At 60.0% G+C, this 16973-nt stretch carries 16 protein-coding genes and 1 pseudogene; 6 read left to right on the top strand and 11 right to left on the bottom strand.

Features of this window, described 5'->3' with window-relative positions; genetic code table 11:
- Positions 1-20: 20 nt before the first annotated feature.
- The 5 genes from BLU24_RS27410 to BLU24_RS27390 all read right to left on the bottom strand — a co-directional run bounded on the left by BLU24_RS27410 (position 21) and on the right by BLU24_RS27390 (position 4767).
- On the bottom strand, positions 21-785 hold the full coding sequence (locus tag BLU24_RS27410; protein ID WP_093106270.1) for a hypothetical protein: 765 nt from the start codon (positions 783-785) through the stop codon (positions 21-23).
- Positions 786-1247: 462 nt separating this feature from the next.
- Complete coding sequence (tcyN, locus tag BLU24_RS27405; protein ID WP_090288255.1) at positions 1248-1997, bottom strand: L-cystine ABC transporter ATP-binding protein TcyN; 750 nt, start codon at positions 1995-1997, stop codon at positions 1248-1250.
- 4 nt (positions 1998-2001) lie between these two features.
- Positions 2002-2667 (bottom strand): cystine ABC transporter permease, encoded by a 666-nt coding sequence (gene tcyL, locus BLU24_RS27400; protein ID WP_093106265.1) that lies wholly within the window; start codon positions 2665-2667, stop codon positions 2002-2004.
- Positions 2667-3467 carry a cystine ABC transporter substrate-binding protein gene (tcyJ, locus tag BLU24_RS27395; RefSeq protein WP_093106261.1) on the bottom strand — a complete coding sequence of 267 codons (801 nt, stop codon included), beginning with the start codon at positions 3465-3467 and terminating at the stop codon, positions 2667-2669. The genes tcyL and tcyJ overlap by 1 nt, the downstream gene beginning before the upstream one ends.
- Before the next feature lie 307 nt (positions 3468-3774).
- Complete coding sequence (locus BLU24_RS27390; protein ID WP_093106256.1) at positions 3775-4767, bottom strand: D-cysteine desulfhydrase; 993 nt, start codon at positions 4765-4767, stop codon at positions 3775-3777.
- A gap of 190 nt (positions 4768-4957) precedes the next feature.
- On the opposite strand from BLU24_RS27390, the gene epsC reads away from it, so the two are divergent.
- Both epsC and betT read left to right on the top strand, forming a co-directional pair.
- Entirely contained in the window at positions 4958-5884 is a 927-nt protein-coding gene (gene epsC, locus BLU24_RS27385; protein WP_093106252.1) for a serine O-acetyltransferase EpsC, read from the top strand.
- A gap of 490 nt (positions 5885-6374) precedes the next feature.
- Positions 6375-8336 (top strand): choline transporter BetT, encoded by a 1962-nt coding sequence (gene betT / locus BLU24_RS27380; protein ID WP_167359944.1) that lies wholly within the window; start codon positions 6375-6377, stop codon positions 8334-8336.
- Between the two features lie 24 nt (positions 8337-8360).
- Here betT and BLU24_RS27375 read toward each other — a convergent pair whose 3' ends face one another.
- Positions 8361-8621 carry a hypothetical protein gene (locus BLU24_RS27375; RefSeq protein ID WP_093107025.1) on the bottom strand — a complete coding sequence of 87 codons (261 nt, stop codon included), beginning with the start codon at positions 8619-8621 and terminating at the stop codon, positions 8361-8363.
- A gap of 303 nt (positions 8622-8924) precedes the next feature.
- Here BLU24_RS27375 and BLU24_RS27370 point away from each other — a divergent pair, with 303 nt between their 5' ends.
- From BLU24_RS27370 to mgrA, 4 genes and pseudogenes are all read left to right on the top strand, one after another.
- Positions 8925-9107, top strand: coding sequence for a type II toxin-antitoxin system HicA family toxin (locus tag BLU24_RS27370; protein ID WP_093106247.1), 183 nt, complete (start codon positions 8925-8927; stop codon positions 9105-9107).
- Positions 9104-9568: a type II toxin-antitoxin system HicB family antitoxin gene (locus BLU24_RS27365; RefSeq protein WP_442965759.1), complete on the top strand. Its 465-nt coding sequence runs from the start codon at positions 9104-9106 to the stop codon at positions 9566-9568. Before BLU24_RS27370 ends, BLU24_RS27365 begins: the two co-directional genes overlap by 4 nt.
- A gap of 46 nt (positions 9569-9614) precedes the next feature.
- Positions 9615-9901: pseudogene (locus BLU24_RS27360) on the top strand (nitrilotriacetate monooxygenase); the annotation flags it as partial.
- 167 nt (positions 9902-10068) lie between these two features.
- Positions 10069-11106 carry an L-glyceraldehyde 3-phosphate reductase gene (gene mgrA / locus BLU24_RS27355; RefSeq protein WP_093106242.1) on the top strand — a complete coding sequence of 346 codons (1038 nt, stop codon included), beginning with the start codon at positions 10069-10071 and terminating at the stop codon, positions 11104-11106.
- Between the two features lie 210 nt (positions 11107-11316).
- Here the strand turns inward: mgrA and tauD are convergent, their stop codons facing one another.
- The 5 genes from tauD to gshA form a co-directional block, all read right to left on the bottom strand.
- Positions 11317-12159 (bottom strand): taurine dioxygenase, encoded by an 843-nt coding sequence (gene tauD, locus BLU24_RS27350; protein ID WP_093106237.1) that lies wholly within the window; start codon positions 12157-12159, stop codon positions 11317-11319.
- 70 nt (positions 12160-12229) lie between these two features.
- Positions 12230-13063, bottom strand: coding sequence for a taurine ABC transporter permease TauC (gene tauC / locus BLU24_RS27345; protein ID WP_093106232.1), 834 nt, complete (start codon positions 13061-13063; stop codon positions 12230-12232).
- Entirely contained in the window at positions 13060-13854 is a 795-nt protein-coding gene (gene tauB / locus BLU24_RS27340) for a taurine ABC transporter ATP-binding subunit (RefSeq protein ID WP_093106227.1), read from the bottom strand. The genes tauC and tauB overlap by 4 nt, the downstream gene beginning before the upstream one ends.
- A 16-nt stretch (positions 13855-13870) precedes the next feature.
- On the bottom strand, positions 13871-14848 hold the full coding sequence (gene tauA / locus BLU24_RS27335; RefSeq protein WP_093106222.1) for a taurine ABC transporter substrate-binding protein: 978 nt from the start codon (positions 14846-14848) through the stop codon (positions 13871-13873).
- Positions 14849-15190: 342 nt separating this feature from the next.
- Entirely contained in the window at positions 15191-16774 is a 1584-nt protein-coding gene (gene gshA / locus BLU24_RS27330; protein WP_093106218.1) for a glutamate--cysteine ligase, read from the bottom strand.
- Positions 16775-16973 lie beyond the last annotated feature (199 nt).

Raw genomic sequence — 16973 nt, 5'->3', positions numbered from 1 at the left:
CTCGTCACCTCGCGACAGCATCAATGCTCACGTGCTTCGGCCGCTTCGAATTCCTGCTTCAACGGGACTTTCAGGTAGGGATTGACGCAGCCAATTTTCAGCGTGCGCGGCGGTGCCCAGCGGGAGTTGTTGCCGACCCGATCGAGGATGCAATAGGTCACGTCCAGTCGCAGATCTTCGCCCGCTTCGACAATCACCGCCGGCGGCACCCAGACCTGGATCGGCAAGCCGATGTCGGCTGCGGTGATCGGTGCCAGGTCCATCCGCACATCACCCCAGCGCAAGGTGATGGCGTCATCTTCGGCCATGTTCAGGTACGGCTCGATGCTCAGCGGCACGCCGCGTTTGATCTGGTTCGGGTTGACGCCCTGGCGGCGAATGACCTCGGGTATCGTCACCGGCGCCAATTGCTGGTTTTCGTCTGCGCTCAGGGCCGACGGCTGGCCGCCCGGGCAATCAAGTTTGACCTGCACTCGCGTTGTCGCCGATAACGCCGGCCCCTGGCCGACCTGCATCAGCCGGTAATGGATACGCGCAGTGCCGTTTTCGATGAAGCTTTCCGGCACCCGCAGGCTGACCGCCGTGCCGACATCCTCGGCAGTCAGAACCCTGGAGGCGACGTAACACTTGTTCCAGAACAATTCGATAAGGTCGCCGCTGTCCATGTCGGGGTAGGGCGCCACCTCGATCAACAGGTGAGCAGCGGCGGCCAGATTGATGCCGGTTTTCTGCGCGGGCGCCAGGCTCGGCGCTGCCAGTTCGGGGGTATGCGAAGTGCGGTTCATCTATTTCTCTCCTTGAAGCCTTGCAGCGAAGTCCGTTTCTGAAAGAACAAAAGGCGTGAATAAACCGGCAATAAAGCGTCAAACTTTTATTCAAGTTGAAGACGGCGTGACTGAACTGGGTGGAGCCGGTTGTCGACTAGATAAGAGTGTGCCGGGAGGAGTGTCAATAGACGAAATTAGTTAATCGGCGAATTACAAGTTAATCAGAAAGGTCCTACGGCGCGGACGCCGAAAGCCTAGGTGTCGAGGCGAATCGGGCCACGAGCTCCGCGGCTTCTGGTCCGTTTCTACTTGGGTTTATGGGGGCGTGATCAAATCGAAGGGCTCAGCTTACAAGCGCTATTCAACTGTTGCACAATGTTTGCAGATGCGCTCGTCCAAGTATTTTTGATATTGCTTTATATAGATCTTGATAAGGCATCTTCCATCCCTGGAAGTTGCCGATACGCACTTGAAAGAGACTCAGGCGTGATTCAGGAACTTGCTGAGAAACTGTTGTGTGCGCTGTTCTTTCGGATTGGCAAACAATGCCTTGGCTTCACCTTGTTCGACAATCACGCCCTTGTCGAAAAACACCACACGGTTGGCCACGTCGCGAGCAAAACCCATCTCGTGCGTGACGATGACCATGGTGCGTTTCTCTTCAGCGAGGCCGCGGATGGTCGCCAGCACCTCCCCGACCAGTTCCGGGTCGAGCGCCGAGGTCGGCTCATCGAACAGAATCACTTCCGGCTCCATCGCCAGGGCCCGGGCAATTGCGACGCGCTGCTGCTGACCACCGGAGAGACGACGCGGGTAAGCATCCTCTTTGCCGGCGAGTCCGACCTTGGCCAAGAGTTTTTTGCCGAGCGCAACAGCCTCGTCGCGCGGGATCTTCTTGACCACGATCGGGCCTTCGATGACATTTTCCAGCGCGGTGCGATGGGGGAACAGGTTGAAGTTCTGGAACACGAAACCCACGTGCTGGCGCAGATTGCGCACCAGGCTCTGTTGCTGGTTCAGCGGGCGGCTGGTATCGATTTCGATGTCGCCAACCTTGATCCGGCCGCTGGTGGGTTGTTCAAGGAAATTCAGGCAACGCAGGAACGTGGTTTTCCCCGAACCGCTGGGGCCGATGATCGCCACGACCTCACCTTCCTTGACCTCCAGATCGATGCCGTCAAGTACGACCTGACTCTTGAATTGCTTGGTCAGTTTTTCCACGACAATCATGGGCTCAGGACTCCTGGTCGTGCCGATTGACCCGCTCTTCCAACTTGTTCTGCAGGTGCGACAGCACCGTGGCCAGAATCCAGTAGATCAGCGCGGCGGCAAGATACATGGTGAAGACTTCAAAAGTCCGGGCGGTAATCAGTTGCGCCTGGCGGAACAGCTCCGGCACCTGAATGGTGGCGGCGAGCGCGGTGTCCTTGACCAGCGAAATGAAGCTGTTGCCCAGCGGCGGCAGCGCCGTGCGCATCGCTTGCGGCAGGATGGCCCGGCGCAAGGTCTGCGCGCGGGTCATGCCGATGCTCGCAGCCGCTTCCCACTGACCACGTTCGATCGAACCGATCGCGGCGCGGAGGATTTCACAGGCGTAGGCGGCCATGTTCAGCGAGAAGCCGATCAATGCCGCCGGCAGCGGATCAAGCTCGAGACCCAATTGCGGCAAGCCGTAATAGATCACGAACAGTTGCACCAGCAACGGCGTGCCGCGAAAGAACGACACGTAGATGCGTGCCAGCCAGCTGACCGATTTGAAGCGCGACAGGCGCATCAGCGCCAGACCGAAGCCCAGCAGCAGGCCGAAAAACATGCCGCCGAGGCTGAGGACTACCGTGTAATACGCGCCCTTGAGCAGGAAGGGCGCGGAATCCAGGGCGAGTTGGAAAGCTTCTTCCATTATTGAGTGACGTCAGCGTTGAAGTATTTCTTCGACAGCTTTTCCAGCGTGCCGTCGGCGCGCAGTTCGTCGAGGGCCTTGTTCACCGCAGCCAGCAGTTCCGGCTCGCCTTTGCGCAGGGCGATCCCGGATTCCTGACGCGAGAACGCTTCACCCGCGGCGACGGTTTTCGGGGCTTTCTTGGCATATTCCAGCGCGGCCAGACGGTCGATCAGGATCGCATCGGTGCGGCCGTTGTTGAGGTCGGCGAATTTGGTCGGATCATCATCGTAGGTGCGTACGTCAGCACCTGGCACGTTGGCGCGAACCCATTGTTCATAGTTGGTGCCCAGGCCGACGCCGACTTTCTTGCCGGACAGGTCAGCAGCGGTCTTGATGTTCAGCGCTGCTTCCTTGTTCTTCAGCACCAGCGCCTGGATCCCGGAAACGGTATACGGTTTGGAGAAGTCATACTTCTTCTTGCGCTCGTCGGAGATGGTCACCTGATTGACTACGATGTCCAGACGCTTGGATTCCAGCGCGGCGAGGATGCCATCCCATTTGGTCGGCTGAACCTTGGCTTTGACACCCAGTTTTTGCGCCAGCGCTTCGGAGAGTTCGACTTCGAAACCGGACAGCTTGCCGTTCTCGTCGACGAAACTGAACGGTGGATAAGTGCCTTCCAGGCCGACGTTGAGTACGCCTTTGTCCTTGATCTGTTGCAGTTGCTCACCGGCCACGGCCTGGCCGATCAGACCGGCGCCCAGCGCAAGCCCCAGCGAACCGACCAGCAGAGTGCGACGTAGTGCGGAAAAATTCATGACAAGCCCCTGTGTTTTCTTATGGAAGACGCTTAAGGAATGTAGGCACATTCGGGAATTTGACGACAGCGCTATCCTGCCTCAAAGCAGCTTATGCGTCTCGCCCGAAATTCGCCCGCGGCGTGACTATAGGATGTCGGATATAGACTTGAAAATACTCAATATCTGACTGGTTATTCTTTTCCTGCATATAAGTCGTCCCCACGCTCGGCGTGGGAATGCCTCAAGGTGCGCTCCGCGCTCCAGCTCTGGAAAGAACGCAGAGCGCCCCGGGCTGTGTTTCCGTGCGGAGCGTGGGAACGATCAGTTACAGAAAATCCTTATAGGCAAACAACGCCGGCGCACCGCCGGTGTGGAGGAAAATGATCGGTCCGTCATCAAAGCGCTGGCGCCCGATGCCATCGAGCAACCCGGCCATGGCCTTGCCGGTATAGACCGGGTCAAGCAACAGACCTTCCTGACCCGCCAGCAGTTTCACCGCTGCCAGGGTTCCGGCGTTCGGCTCACCATAGCGCGGGCCGAAATACTCGTCCCACAGTTCGACTTTGAAACTGGTCGGCAACTCGACACCGAGCAGCCCCGCGGTGCGCTCGGCCAGGCTCTGGACCTTCGGCCGCTGATCTTCTTCGCTGCGCGACACGGTCACGCCAATCACTGGCAGTTGCGGCAACGCCTCGCTCAGCGCCAGGGCCAGGCCGCTATGCGTACCAGCGCTGCCCGATGCCAATACGACGGCAGCGAACTCAAGTCCGGTGTCTTTGATCTGTTCGGCCAGTTCCAGCCCGGCGCGCACGTAACCTAACGCACCCAGTGCATTGGAACCGCCGATCGGCACCAGATAGGGCTTTTTGCCGTTGCTGCGCAGACGCACGGCGAGGGCGGCCAGTTGTTCGTCAGCGTTGTCCAGATTGTCGACCAGCTCGACCTTGGCATCGAACAGGTCCAGCAGCAGGCGGTTGCCATTGCCGATGTAATTGCTGTCCTCGGTACCCAGCGGATTTTCCAGCAGCGCCACGCAACCAAGACCTAGACGGGCGGCCAGCGCAGCCGTCTGGCGAACGTGGTTCGATTGCAGCGCACCGGCGGTGATCAGCGTGTCGGCGCCTTGTGCCAGAGCATCCGAGCCGAGGTATTCGAGTTTGCGCAGCTTGTTGCCACCCATGGCCAGCGGCGTCAGGTCATCGCGTTTGATGTACACCTCGCGGCCGAGCCATGTGGACAGACGCTCGAGTTTTTCCAGTGGCGTAGGATGGCCGAGCAGGTCGAGACGGTTAAAGCGTTCCAGCTGATTCTTGATCATGGGTCCGTACTGGCGGAGGAAGATGAAACGACTATAGGCACGCGCTTTTGCAGGGGCAACCGCCAATCGCTTATAGCCAACTGGACTTACGTCAGCACTATCGGTTCTTAATTTGCCCTCGCGGTCATGCCGTAAAGTGGGCGCCGTTGACGCGGCCAGACAGTCCGGCCGCCCGTGAGGAGTCTCTACCGTGAGCGAGCGTTCCAGTCATTGGCAATTGCACACCATCGTCGGCCGGTTGCGCAGCGCGCGCGATCAGTGGCGGGCACAGAATGGCCGGGCTTCCGGTGAGCAGGGTGGTCGCGAGTTGCCTTCGCGCGCAGCAATGGCGGAGATTCTTGAAGCACTGTGCGGCGCGCTATTCCCGATGCGCCTGGGCCCGGTGGATCTGCGTGAAGAAAGTGAAGACTTTTATGTCGGCCACACTCTGGACGTCGCGCTGAATGCCTTGCTGACGCAGACCCGTCTGGAATTGCGTTACGTAGCGCGGCACAGTGCGCAGGACGACAGCGAGGTCGAAGCCCGCGCGATTCAGATCGTTCAGGATTTTGCCTTGGCTTTGCCTGGCTTGCGCACCTTGCTCGACACCGATGTGCTGGCGGCCTATCACGGTGATCCGGCCGCGCGCAGTGTCGACGAAGTGCTGATTTGCTATCCGGGGATTCTGGCGGTGATTCACCATCGCCTTGCGCATCATTTGTACCGCGCCGGTTTGCCGCTGCTGGCGCGGATCAGCGCGGAAATCGCCCACTCGGCGACCGGTATCGACATTCATCCGGGCGCGCAGATCGGCCGCAGTTTCTTTATCGATCATGGCACGGGTGTGGTGATTGGCGAGACGGCAATCATTGGCGAGCGGGTGCGGATTTATCAGGCCGTGACGTTGGGGGCAAAGCGCTTTCCGGCGGACGAGGACGGCCAGTTGCAGAAAGGCCATCCGCGCCATCCGATCGTTGAGGACGATGTGGTGATTTACGCCGGGGCGACGATTCTCGGACGGATCACCATCGGCAAGGGCTCGACCATCGGCGGCAATGTGTGGCTGACCCGCAGTGTGCCGGCGGGGGCGAATCTGACGCAGGCGAATCTGCAGCATGATGACGGGACGCAGAAATAAGGACGTGGAATCCTTTTCCCCTCACCCCAGCCCTCTCCCAAAGGGAGAGGGAGCCGACGGAGGTGTTTCGGGTTATCCATCGACCTGAGAGACCGAGACGATTATGGATTCGCTACAGCAGGTTCGCCTCGGCGTATCTCTTAATATCCCCCGATCAGTCCCCTCTCCCTCTGGGCGGTCCGACGTTTCGGGAGGGCTAGGGTGAGGGGCTTTTGATTCTGCAACCGGAGCAATGAACGAATCCCCCGAATCCCGCGTCATACCCCTCCTCGGGCCGCTATAGGAAAACTACCGCCCAGCCCTGCGATTAGTCCTTACCACCCTATCCATGTTTAACTTGAACGTTCATTCAAGTTAAACCGGTGGTTCGCTGCCCGCTCACAACAGGAGGCTTGCCTTTGCTGAGTCCGATCATTTCAGCCATGTTTCAATCCCTCGAGGTGCACGTTTCATGAGTGCATCGTCTACCCCCGCCAGCGGTCTGGTGCGGATGAATCCGCCGGTGTTCTACTTCGCCGCAACGGTCATTCTGTTGTTTGGCCTTGTCGTTATCGCCATGCCCGAGCAGGCTGGCGCCTGGCTGCTGCAAGCGCAGAACTGGGCGGCCAACACGGTCGGCTGGTATTACATGCTCGCGATGACGGTGTATCTGATCTTCGTTGTGGTCACCGCCTTATCCGGCTACGGCAAGATAAAACTCGGTGCCGACCACGACGAGCCCGAATTCAGTTATCTGTCCTGGGCCGGCATGCTGTTCGCCGCCGGGATCAGCATCACGCTGTTTTTCTTTTGCGTGTCCGAACCACTGACGCACATGATTCAGCCGCCGCAAGGCGAGGCGGGCACCGCGGATGCGGCGCGTCAGGCGATGCAGATTCTGTTTCTGCACTGGGGTCTGCATGGATGGGGCGTGTTCGCCTTCGTCGGCATGGCGCTGGCCTATTTCGCTTACCGTCACAACCTGCCGCTGGCGCTACGCTCGGCGCTGTATCCGCTGATCGGCAAACGCATCAACGGGCCGATCGGTTACGCGGTCGATGGCTTCGGAATCATCGCCACGGTGTTCGGTCTGGGTGCCGACATGGGCTTTGGCGTGCTGCACCTCAACTCCGGTCTCGACTATCTCTTCGGCATCGCTCACACCCAGTGGATTCAGGTCGGCCTGATCACATTGATGATGGGCGCAGCGATTATCGTCGCCGTCTCCGGTGTCGATAAAGGCGTGCGGGTGATGTCCGACATCAACATGCTGCTGGCCTGTGCGCTGCTGCTGTTCGTGTTGTTCGCCGGGCCGACCCAGCACTTGCTCAACACCCTGATCCAGAACCTTGGCGACTATCTCGGCGCCCTGCCGATGAAGAGCTTCGACCTCTACGCCTACGACAAACCGAGCGACTGGCTCGGCGGCTGGACGGTGTTCTACTGGGCCTGGTGGATTGCCTGGTCGCCTTTCGTGGGCCTGTTCATCGCACGGATTTCCCGTGGCCGCACCATCCGCGAATTCGTCTTCGGCGTGCTGTTGATTCCGCTCGGTTTCACCCTGGCGTGGATGTCGATTTTTGGTAACAGCGCGCTTGATCAAGTGCTCAACCATGGCATGAGCGCGCTGGGCATGTCGGCCATCGACAACCCGTCGATGAGCATTTATCTGTTGCTGGAAACCTATCCGTGGAGCAAAACCGTGATCGCGGTGACGGTGTTCATCAGCTTCGTGTTCTTCGTCACCTCGGCGGACTCCGGCACTGTCGTGCTTTCGACGCTGTCGGCCAAGGGCGGTAACCCGGACGAAGACGGACCGAAATGGCTGCGGGTGTTCTGGGGCGCGATGACTGCGCTGATCACCAGTGCGCTGTTGTTCTCCGGCAGCATCGATGCACTGAAGTCAGCGGTGGTACTCACGTCGTTGCCGTTCTCGCTGATTCTGCTGCTGATGATGTGGGGACTGCACAAGGCGTTCTATCTGGAGTCGCAGAAGCAGATTGCGCAGTTGCATTCGCTGGCGCCGGTTTCCGGTTCGCGGCGTGGCACCGGTGGCTGGCGCCAGCGCCTGAGCCAGGCAGTGCACTTCCCGTCGCGCGACGAGGTGTATCGCTTCATGGACACCACGGTGCGCCCGGCGATTGAAGAAGTCACGGCAGTGTTCGTCGAGAAAGGCCTGAACGTGGTCACCCAGCCAGACCCGGCGCATGACAGCGTCAGCCTGGAAATCGGCCATGGCGAGCAGCATCCGTTCATCTATCAAGTACAGATGCGCGGTTACTTCACGCCGTCATTTGCGCGCGGTGGCATGGGCTCCAAACAGCTCAACAACCGCCGCTATTACCGCGCCGAAGTGCATTTGAGCGAGGGCAGTCAGGACTACGATCTGGTCGGCTACACCAAAGAGCAGATCATCAACGACATCCTCGACCAGTACGAACGGCACATGCAGTTCCTGCACCTGGTGCGTTGATCGGCGGCTGAGCGTCGGGTCTGTTCAGGACTCGGCGCTCAGCACCATGAACAACACCATCGCCGCCATTGGCACGCCGAACACCGCACTGCCAACCGCTATTTCCGAACCAACGGACTGGCTGGCATGCACCACCCCCACCGCGCCATTGATCAACGTCAACGCCAGCCACAGCGCGGCGAAGCCGTAGGCCATGGTCTGCCGACCGAAGCCGATGCGCTCACCGATGTAGAGCATCAGCGCGAGCAGGACCAGGCCGAAGAAAATCATGATGGCGGTGTGCATGGCGGGTTCTGTCTGGTGGAGATGTCGTGCCGGGAAGAGCGCCTTCGCGGTGTCACCTTGAGCATAGTCAATCGCGCCCTCGCTATTGCGCATAAGGTTGTTCTAGCGACACATTTTGCGACTCGTTTAAAAATGCCTGGCGGTTGACATGTTTTGCTCGCCGGCCCTTACCTACCGATGATCCACCCCATACCCACACGCCTGCTCCGTAAGCTAATATTTGTCTGCGTGTGTATCGTGTGTATGAAAAGCGCCTGGTCCACCTATTGTAAGAAGCTCTAGCTGTCGAACAGGGCGAAGGAAATGCGAAGTCGGGAAGTGATCAGGAGGATCGAGAACGATGGTTGGTATCTGGTGGCGGTGAAAGGCAGCCATCCTCAATACAAGCATCTGTTTAAGCCGGGGAGGGTGACGATCAAGCACCCTGACTCAGATCTTCCCAAGGGGACGATTAATAGCATATTGAAACAGGCGGGCTTGAAATGAGGCTCACCATTGAAAACGAAGGCCCTTTGATTGGCCTGGCAGAGGAAGGACTCATCCACATGAAATTCCCGGTCGTTCTGCACAAGGATGCCGACTCGGACTACGGAGTGATTATCCCGGATGTCCCCGGCTGCTTCTCCGCAGGCGCTACGGTTGCTGAGGCTTTTGAAAGTACTCGGGAGGCGTTGGCGCTTCACTATGAAGGTCTGGTTGCCGACGGAGCGCCGCTGCCGCAGGTACAAGACATTGATGCGCATCTTGATAATCCGGATTACGCAGGAGGGATCTGGGGCGTGGTCGATTTTGATATCACGCCGTATTTTGGCAAGTCAGTGCGGTTCAACGCCACACTGCCTGAGCAACTGTTGGAGCGTATCGATCAAACAGTCAGGCGTGATCAGCGCTACAACTCGCGTTCAGGGTTCCTGGCTGCGGCTGCCTTGCGCGAATTGTCGAGCTGAGCGAGAACTGCAGGACAGGTGCGTTTTCCCGCTCGATAACCTGGCAGTGCCTGGAGTTTTTTATCGTGGTCGGCCGACTGAAGCGAAAGCGCAGGAAAAGTGTGAAACGTTTCAGCAATCAGTCGAACCGGAGGTGGGCGTGGCCTTGCTTGGGCGTATGCTGGGCAACTTCGATTTGTCGAAGTTTGTGCCAAACCTGCCGGACGGGCTCGAAGACTTCACCAACGCTGTGGTTCCGGAACTGCAATGGCGTGGACTGTTCAGAACGGAGTATGAGGGCCGGACGTTGCGCCAGAACCTGGGGCTGGCGCACCGGAAAACAGATTTGCGTGACCGCTTCGCGGTCAATCGCCAGCAGGCTGGCTCCCACACTGGATAGCAGCCTGCTCGAAGGGGTTGGTTTTCCAACGGTAATGCGGTCCCCTGTGGGAGCCAGCCTGCTGGCGAAAAGGTCTGCACGACCTTGTAGAATTCAGACAAGACAGACAAGAGAGCATTCGATGACCTACACCGCTGCCGAAAACCGCTACGACTCCATCCCTTACCGCCGCGTCGGGCGCAGCGGTCTGGTACTGCCGGCGCTGTCGCTGGGCCTGTGGCACAACTTCGGCGACAGCACGCCGATCGACACCCAGCGCGCCCTGCTGCGTACTGCGTTCGATCTGGGCATCAACCACTTCGATCTCGCCAACAACTACGGCCCGCCGTACGGCAGTGCCGAAGTCAATTTCGGTCGTCTGCTGCGTGAAGACTTTCAGCAGTACCGCGATGAGCTGATCATCTCCAGCAAGGCCGGTTGGGACATGTGGCCCGGCCCGTATGGGCAGGGCGGCGGTTCGCGTAAATACGTGCTGGCCAGCCTCGATCAGAGCCTGCAGCGCCTCGGTCTGGATTATGTGGATATCTTCTATTCGCACCGCTTCGACCCGGACACCCCACTGGAAGAAACCGCCAGCGCTCTTGCCACGGCGGTGCAGCAGGGCAAGGCTTTGTACATCGGCATCTCGTCGTACTCCGGGGTGAAAACCCGCGAAATGGCCGCGCTGTTGAAGGAGTGGAAAGTGCCCCTGTTGATTCATCAACCAGCGTACAACCTGCTCAATCGCTGGGTGGAAAAAGATCTGCTCGACACCACCGATGAACTCGGCACCGGCGTGATTGCCTTCACCCCGCTGGCGCAAGGTCTGCTCACCGACAAATACCTCAACGGCGTACCGGCGGATGCGCGGGTCAACCGTCCGGGCGGTGGCTCGTTGCAGTCTTCGCACCTGTCAGAGGAAAACATTGCTCACGTACGGGCGTTGAACGAGATCGCCAAACGTCGCGGCCAGAGCTTGGCGCAACTGGCGCTGGCGTGGACGCTGCGTGATCCACGGGTGACCTCGGCACTGATTGGCGCGAGCCGGCCGGAGCAGATCATCGAGAACGTCGGCGCATTAAAGAATCTGAATTTCAGCGCTGAGGAACTGGCGGAGATTGACCGGTTCGCCCAGGAGGGCGGGATCAATCTGTGGGAGAAGCCTTCGACGGCGGAGTGATGAAGATTGGGTTGGGTCAGCAAGATCCAACCCCCTCACCCCAGCCCTTCCCCCAGGGGGGCGAGGGGGAAAGGGAGCCGATCTTCATGATTTTCAATACTTGACTTCAACCCGAGATTTCAGGCCGATGTAGCTCGTACAATCACCTCGGTCAGTCCCCTCTCCCTTCGGGAGAGGGTTAGGGTGAGGGGCTTTTCTGCTGTTCAGGGCTCAGCGAAAAAACGGCACATCCCCCAACACCGTCGCCCGCTGCATCACCCGCCGTGCCGGGCGGTAATCGTCCACCGCGTAATGCTGGGTCACGCGGTTGTCCCAGAACGCAATATCGTCTTTCTGCCAGCGCCAGCGAATGGTGAACTCCGGCCGCGTCGCGTGGGCGAACAGAAACTTCAGAATCGCTTCGCTTTCGGCCTCCGCCAGTTCATTGATCTTCGAGGTGAAGCCCTCGTTGACGAACAGCGAGCGCCGGCCGCTGACCGGATGCGTACGAATCACCGGGTGCGACAGCGGTGGATTCTTGCGTCGCGCTTCTTCCCACTGTGCCAGCGCCTCGGGCGTGTTGCCGTAGCGTTCCCGCGGAAACGAACGCGTGAAATCGTGAGTCGCGGTCAGCCCTTCGAGCAAGCCTTTCATTGGCGTCGACAGCGCCTCATACGCAGCAATGCCGCTGGCCCACAAGGTGTCGCCACCAAACTCCGGCAGCAACTTGGCGCTGAGCACCGCGCCCATCGCCGGGGTCGGCAGGAACGTCACGTCGGTGTGCCAGATGGCGTTGTCGCGTACATCGGTGACGGCCGTATCCAGGATCAGAACTTCTGGCTGTTCGGGCACATTCGGGTAGATCGGATGAATGTGCAGGTCGCCGAAATACGCGGCGAAGCGTGCCTGTTGCGGCGGTTCGATTGGCTGGTTGCGGAAGAACAGCACTTGATACTTGAGCAGCGCCTGCTCAATCGCATCGCGATGTTCCAGGCTCAGTGGCTGGCTGATGTCGACGCCACTGATCTGCGCGCCGAGGGCCAAGCTTAAGGGGGTGATGGTAAGGCTGCTCATGGTTGTTCTCATCAATTCGGGGTTCAAGCTTTTGCAGGCGAAGGCCTACAGAGAATTCGCAGGGAATTTGTCAGTGCGCCTGACCATGCCATGGCACCAGCTTGCGCTGCAGGGCGCGCAGGCCCATTTCCATGGCGAAGGCGATCAGGGCAATGACCAGAATCCCCAGCACCACCACATCGGTGACCAGAAACTGTGCGGCCGACTGCACCATGAAGCCCAGACCACTGGTCGCCGCGATCAATTCAGCGGCGACCAGGGTCGACCAGCCGACACCCAAACCAATGCGCACCCCAGTGAGAATGTCCGGCAGGGCGCTGGGTAAAATCACATGGCGAATCAGTTGTGCACGGGTCGCCCCCAGCGACTGCGCGGCGCGCAATTTCGCCGGATCAACCGTGCGCACGCCGGTCGCGGTGGCGATGGCAATCGGCGCAAAAATCGCCAGGTAGATCAGCAGCACTTTCGACAACTCGCCGATGCCGCACCAGATCACGATCAGCGGCAGATAAGCCAGCGGCGGAATAGGGCGGTAGAACTCGATCAGCGGATCGAGCACGCCACGGGCGATGCGGTTGGCGCCGATGGCGATGCCCACCGGCACGGCGGTCAGAATGGCAAAGCCGAGGCCCAGACCGATGCGGCTCAGGCTCGCGCCCAAGTGTTGCCACAGGGTCGAATCCATGTAGCCAGTGGTCGCCAGCAACCAGCCTTTTTGCAACACCGCAGACGGTGGTGGCAGGAACAGCGGTTCGATCAATCCAGTGGCCGTCACCGCCCACCAGATCGCCAGCAACGCGAACAACGTCAGCAGGCTGATCCAGCGTGTACTCAGGCTGCGGCGCACCGGGGTGACCACCGAGGATGTTTTCACCGCCGCCGCGGAAACGTCGTAACTGCTCATGCGCGCTCCTGCCGTTGCTCGGCGCTGCGTTGCGAGAACACTTTGCTCAGCACGTGTTCGCGGGTTTCGATAAAGCGCGGATCGGATTTGATCGCGCGGGCCGACTCGCCAGCGGCATAACGCTGACCAAAATCCAGGTGCAGGCGCTCAACGATCTGCCCCGGATTCGGCGCCAGCAGAATCAGGTCAGTGGCGAGAAACACCGCTTCTTCAATGTCATGGGTAATCAGGAAAACCGGCTTGGCTGTGCGCTGCCAGACTTGCAGCAGCAGCTCTTGCATCTGCTCGCGAGTGAACGCGTCGAGAGCGCCGAAAGGCTCGTCCATCAGCAACACGCGAGGATCGGCGGCAAGAGCGCGGGCGAGGCCGACACGTTGTTTCTGGCCGCCGGAAAGTTGCCAGATACGGCGGTTTTCAAACCCCGAGAGATCCACCAGCGCGAGCATTTCACGGGCGATTTTTTCGCGTCTGTCCCTGGCGACACCGGCCAGTTCCAGACCGAATGCAACGTTGGCCAGCACGTCCTGCCATGGCAGCAAGGCGTCGTCCTGAAACACCATACCACGCTCGGCGCTCGGGCCTTTGACCGGCACGCCGTCAAGGGTGATGCGCCCGGCACTCGGTGCGACGAAACCGGCAATCAGGTTCAACAGCGAAGTCTTGCCACTGCCGGACGGGCCGAGGGCGACCAGCAACTGCCGGGGCCCCAGGGTCAAAGAAATATCCGCCAGCACCGGCTCAGGGCTGCCCGGGTACTGTGCGCTGATGCGCTCCAGCTGTAGCAAGGCCATCGCTGTCTACTCCCGATCAGTTGGTGATGTATTTGGCGCTGACGTACGGCGCGTAGTCCGGCAGCACAGCTTCGACCTTGCCTTGCTCCTTGAGGAACGCGGCGGTGTCGGTGATGGCTTTGGTGGTCGGCGCGCCGAGGTCGCTGACCTGATCCGCCGCCAGCGGGTAGACGTTGCCTTGCAGCAACAACGGAATGTCGCTGGCCTTGGCGCCCGACAGCTTGACCAGCTTGTCGACGTTGGACTGATTTGCCAGCCAGGCTTGCGGATCCTTGCGGTAATCGGCGTAGGCGTCGAGGGTGACCTTGGCGAACGCGGTGACGATTTCCGGATGCTTCTCGGCGAAGTCTTTGCGCACGATCCACGCATCGAAAGTCGGCGCGCCGAATTTGGCCAGCTCGCCGGAGGTGATCAGCACTTTGCCGTTCTCCTTGGCGACGCCGAGTGCCGGATCCCAGACGTAGGTGGCGTCGATGTCACCACGTTTCCAGGCGGCGATGATCGCGGGCGGGGCGAGGTTGAGCACGGTGACTTTCGACGGGTCGATGTTCCAGTGCTTCAGCGCGGCGAGCAGGCTGTAGTGCCCGGTGGAGACGAACGGCACGGCGATTTTCTTGCCGATCAGATCCTGCGGCGTCTTGATGCCGGAGCCATCGCGCGCAACCAGTGCTTCGGCGGCGCCGATCTGCGTGGCGATGAGGAATGTTTGCACCGGAACCTTACGCGTGATCGCGGCGGTCAGGGGACTCGAACCGAGGTAACCGATCTGCACGTCACCGGAGGCGATGGCGGCGATGATGTCGGCGCCGTTGTCGAACTTGCGCCAGGCGATATCGGCGTTGGTGGCTTTTTCGTAAGTGCCGTCGGCCTGGGCGACTTTCGCCGGGTCGACGGTGGTCTGGTAGGCAACGGTGAGGTCGGCAGCCTGCGCCAGAAAGCTTGCGGCAGCCAGAGTGGCAGCGGCGAGCAGGCGAAGCGGGACATTCAGTTTCATTGAAGAGCTCCATATCAGGCGACCGAGCGTCGGCGTGGATGGAGACTAAATGATCTAAGAATCTTGAAATAAATAACTTTTTAGAATGAGCTTATGAGCGGAAAAATCTAAGCGCGAGGAGGTTGTGGGCGGTTCGGATTTATTCGTTCGACGTTAGATCTTTGCCCCCTCACCCCAGCCCTCTCCCCCAGGGGGGCGAGGGGGAAAGGGAGCCGATCTTCATGTTTTTCAAGTCTTGAGTTCGGCGCGGTATTGCAGGTTTACGTACGTCGCACCAACACCGCGGTCAGTCCCCTCTCCCTCCGGGAGAGGGTTAGGGTGAGGGGCTCTTCAAGGGGCTCTTCAGTTGCTGATTGCGAGGATGCTTGCCTGATACGAACCGACAAACACATCAAAATCCCCCACCTCGTTCTGCTCCAGCTCAGCCTGCGCTGCCAAAGAAGTGCGGGCCACCTCCTCGAACTTCGCCTGCTCATCCGCCGGTAATGGCTCGCCGCGGAAGAACTCCGCATGGGCCTGGCTCTGACGCAGCGAGAACTGCGCAAAGCTTTCCTTGTGCTCGGCCATCGCCGCCAGCACCTGCGCGGACGGCGTCAGGGACGGATCGCTGACCTTGGCCAGTTGCGCATCCAGCGCCTTGCTGTGCGCATCGCCGCCCTGGCTCTGATCGAGCAGCGCCGCCAGCGGAGCGATTTGCTCGAGCAGTTCGGCAGCCCAGGTCTTCATCTCGACCGCTTGGCCGTCACGCTGCAGTTGCAGGCCCGGACGCCGACCTTCCTTGACCACACTGAGGAAGTTCGAGGTCGCGTTACCGCACGAAGTGTTGGTTAGCAGCGGGCTGTCGTTCAACGCGCAGTACAGCAGGAATGCGTCGAGGAAGCGCGACTCGGTCAGGTCGATGCCCATCGGCAGGAACGGGTTGATGTCCAGGCAACGCACTTCAACGTATTGAATGCCGCGTGCCATCAAGGCCTGGATCGGCCGCTCGCCGGTATAAGTCACGCGTTTCGGGCGGATGTTCGAGTAGTACTCGTTTTCAATCTGCAGGATGTTGGTGTTGAGCTGCACCCACTCGCCATCCTTGTGCGTGCCGACTTCAACGTATGGCGCGTACGGCGTGGCCACGGCTTTGCGCAGGCTGTCGGTGTAGCTCGCCAGATCGTTGTAGCACGGCGTCAGACCGGCCTGGGCGTTGCTCTGGTAACCGAGGTCGCTCATGCGCAAGCTGGTCGCGTACGGCAGGTACAAGGTGTCCGGGTCGAGCTGTTCGAGCTGATGCGAACGACCGCGCAGGAATCCCGCATCCAGCGCCGGCGAGGCACCGAACAGGTACATCAGCAGCCAGCTGTAGCGACGGAAATTACGGATCAGCGCAATGTACGACACCGACTGGAAATCGCGGTCGGTGCCGACGAAGCCCTCGGACTCGCGCAGCAGCGGCCAGAGCTGTTCCGGCAGCGAGAAGTTGTAGTGAATCCCGGCGATGCATTGCATGGTCTTGCCGTAACGCAGGGCCAGACCCTTGCGGTAGACGTATTTGAGCTGACCGATATTGGAGGTGCCGTAATAGGCGATCGGGATATCTTCCTCGGCCGGCAACGGGCACGGCATCGACGGACTCCACAGGTACTCGTCGCCGAGTTTGCTGTAGGCAAAGCGATGAATCTTGTCCAGGCTCGCCAGGGTGTCGGCCGGGTCGGGCAGGGCGGGCGTGATGAATTCCAGCAGCGACTCGGAGTAGTCGGTGGTGATCTGTTCGTTGGTCAGCGCGGAACCCAAGGCTTCGGGGTGCGGCGTTTGCGCCAGGCGACCTTCGCTGGTCACGCGCAGGCATTCACGTTCGATACCGTGCAGGCACTGCTCGAGCAGAGAGAGGTTAGCGCGCTCGCCGAGCAGAGCCAGGCGGCGGTTGAGAAGTTCGCTCAATTTGGATTCCTTCACGCGTCAGTCGCCCCAATATGGGGGTGGGCAGGACGGTCTACAAGGGTGAAGTTGAAACTGGCGTTATCGCCTGGTTTAGTAGCGGCAGGCCATTTGCCGGTCAGTCAGGAACTGCACAATCCTTGTGGGAGCGAGCCTGCTCGCCGCACTGTCGCTCCCACAGGGTTCGTTGCGCCGAAATTAA

It is taken from the genome of Pseudomonas sp. Z003-0.4C(8344-21), assembly GCF_900104975.1.
Taxonomy (GTDB): Bacteria; Pseudomonadota; Gammaproteobacteria; order Pseudomonadales; family Pseudomonadaceae; genus Aquipseudomonas; species Aquipseudomonas granadensis.
Note: the sequence above shows the minus strand (reverse complement) of the source record. Positions and strands in the feature narration are given on the sequence as shown.

Excerpts from the sequence above, each read along its gene's own strand:
- tcyL (WP_093106265.1), bottom strand. The coding sequence starts at position 2,667 with ATGGAAGAAGCTTTCCAACTCGCCCTGGATTCCGCGCCCTTCCTGCTC.
- BLU24_RS27390 (WP_093106256.1), bottom strand. The coding sequence starts at position 4,767 with ATGATCAAGAATCAGCTGGAACGCTTTAACCGTCTCGACCTGCTCGGC.
- betT (WP_167359944.1), top strand. The coding sequence starts at position 6,375 with ATGAATCCGCCGGTGTTCTACTTCGCCGCAACGGTCATTCTGTTGTTT.
- tcyN (WP_090288255.1), bottom strand. The coding sequence starts at position 1,997 with ATGATTGTCGTGGAAAAACTGACCAAGCAATTCAAGAGTCAGGTCGTA.
- tauA (WP_093106222.1), bottom strand. The coding sequence starts at position 14,848 with ATGAAACTGAATGTCCCGCTTCGCCTGCTCGCCGCTGCCACTCTGGCT.
- tauB (WP_093106227.1), bottom strand. The coding sequence starts at position 13,854 with ATGGCCTTGCTACAGCTGGAGCGCATCAGCGCACAGTACCCGGGCAGC.
- BLU24_RS27375 (WP_093107025.1), bottom strand. The coding sequence starts at position 8,621 with ATGCACACCGCCATCATGATTTTCTTCGGCCTGGTCCTGCTCGCGCTG.
- BLU24_RS27410 (WP_093106270.1), bottom strand. The coding sequence starts at position 785 with ATGAACCGCACTTCGCATACCCCCGAACTGGCAGCGCCGAGCCTGGCG.
- tauC (WP_093106232.1), bottom strand. The coding sequence starts at position 13,063 with ATGAGCAGTTACGACGTTTCCGCGGCGGCGGTGAAAACATCCTCGGTG.
- BLU24_RS27365 (WP_442965759.1), top strand. The coding sequence starts at position 9,104 with ATGAGGCTCACCATTGAAAACGAAGGCCCTTTGATTGGCCTGGCAGAG.
- BLU24_RS27370 (WP_093106247.1), top strand. The coding sequence starts at position 8,925 with ATGCGAAGTCGGGAAGTGATCAGGAGGATCGAGAACGATGGTTGGTAT.
- tauD (WP_093106237.1), bottom strand. The coding sequence starts at position 12,159 with ATGAGCAGCCTTACCATCACCCCCTTAAGCTTGGCCCTCGGCGCGCAG.
- mgrA (WP_093106242.1), top strand. The coding sequence starts at position 10,069 with ATGACCTACACCGCTGCCGAAAACCGCTACGACTCCATCCCTTACCGC.
- tcyJ (WP_093106261.1), bottom strand. The coding sequence starts at position 3,467 with ATGAATTTTTCCGCACTACGTCGCACTCTGCTGGTCGGTTCGCTGGGG.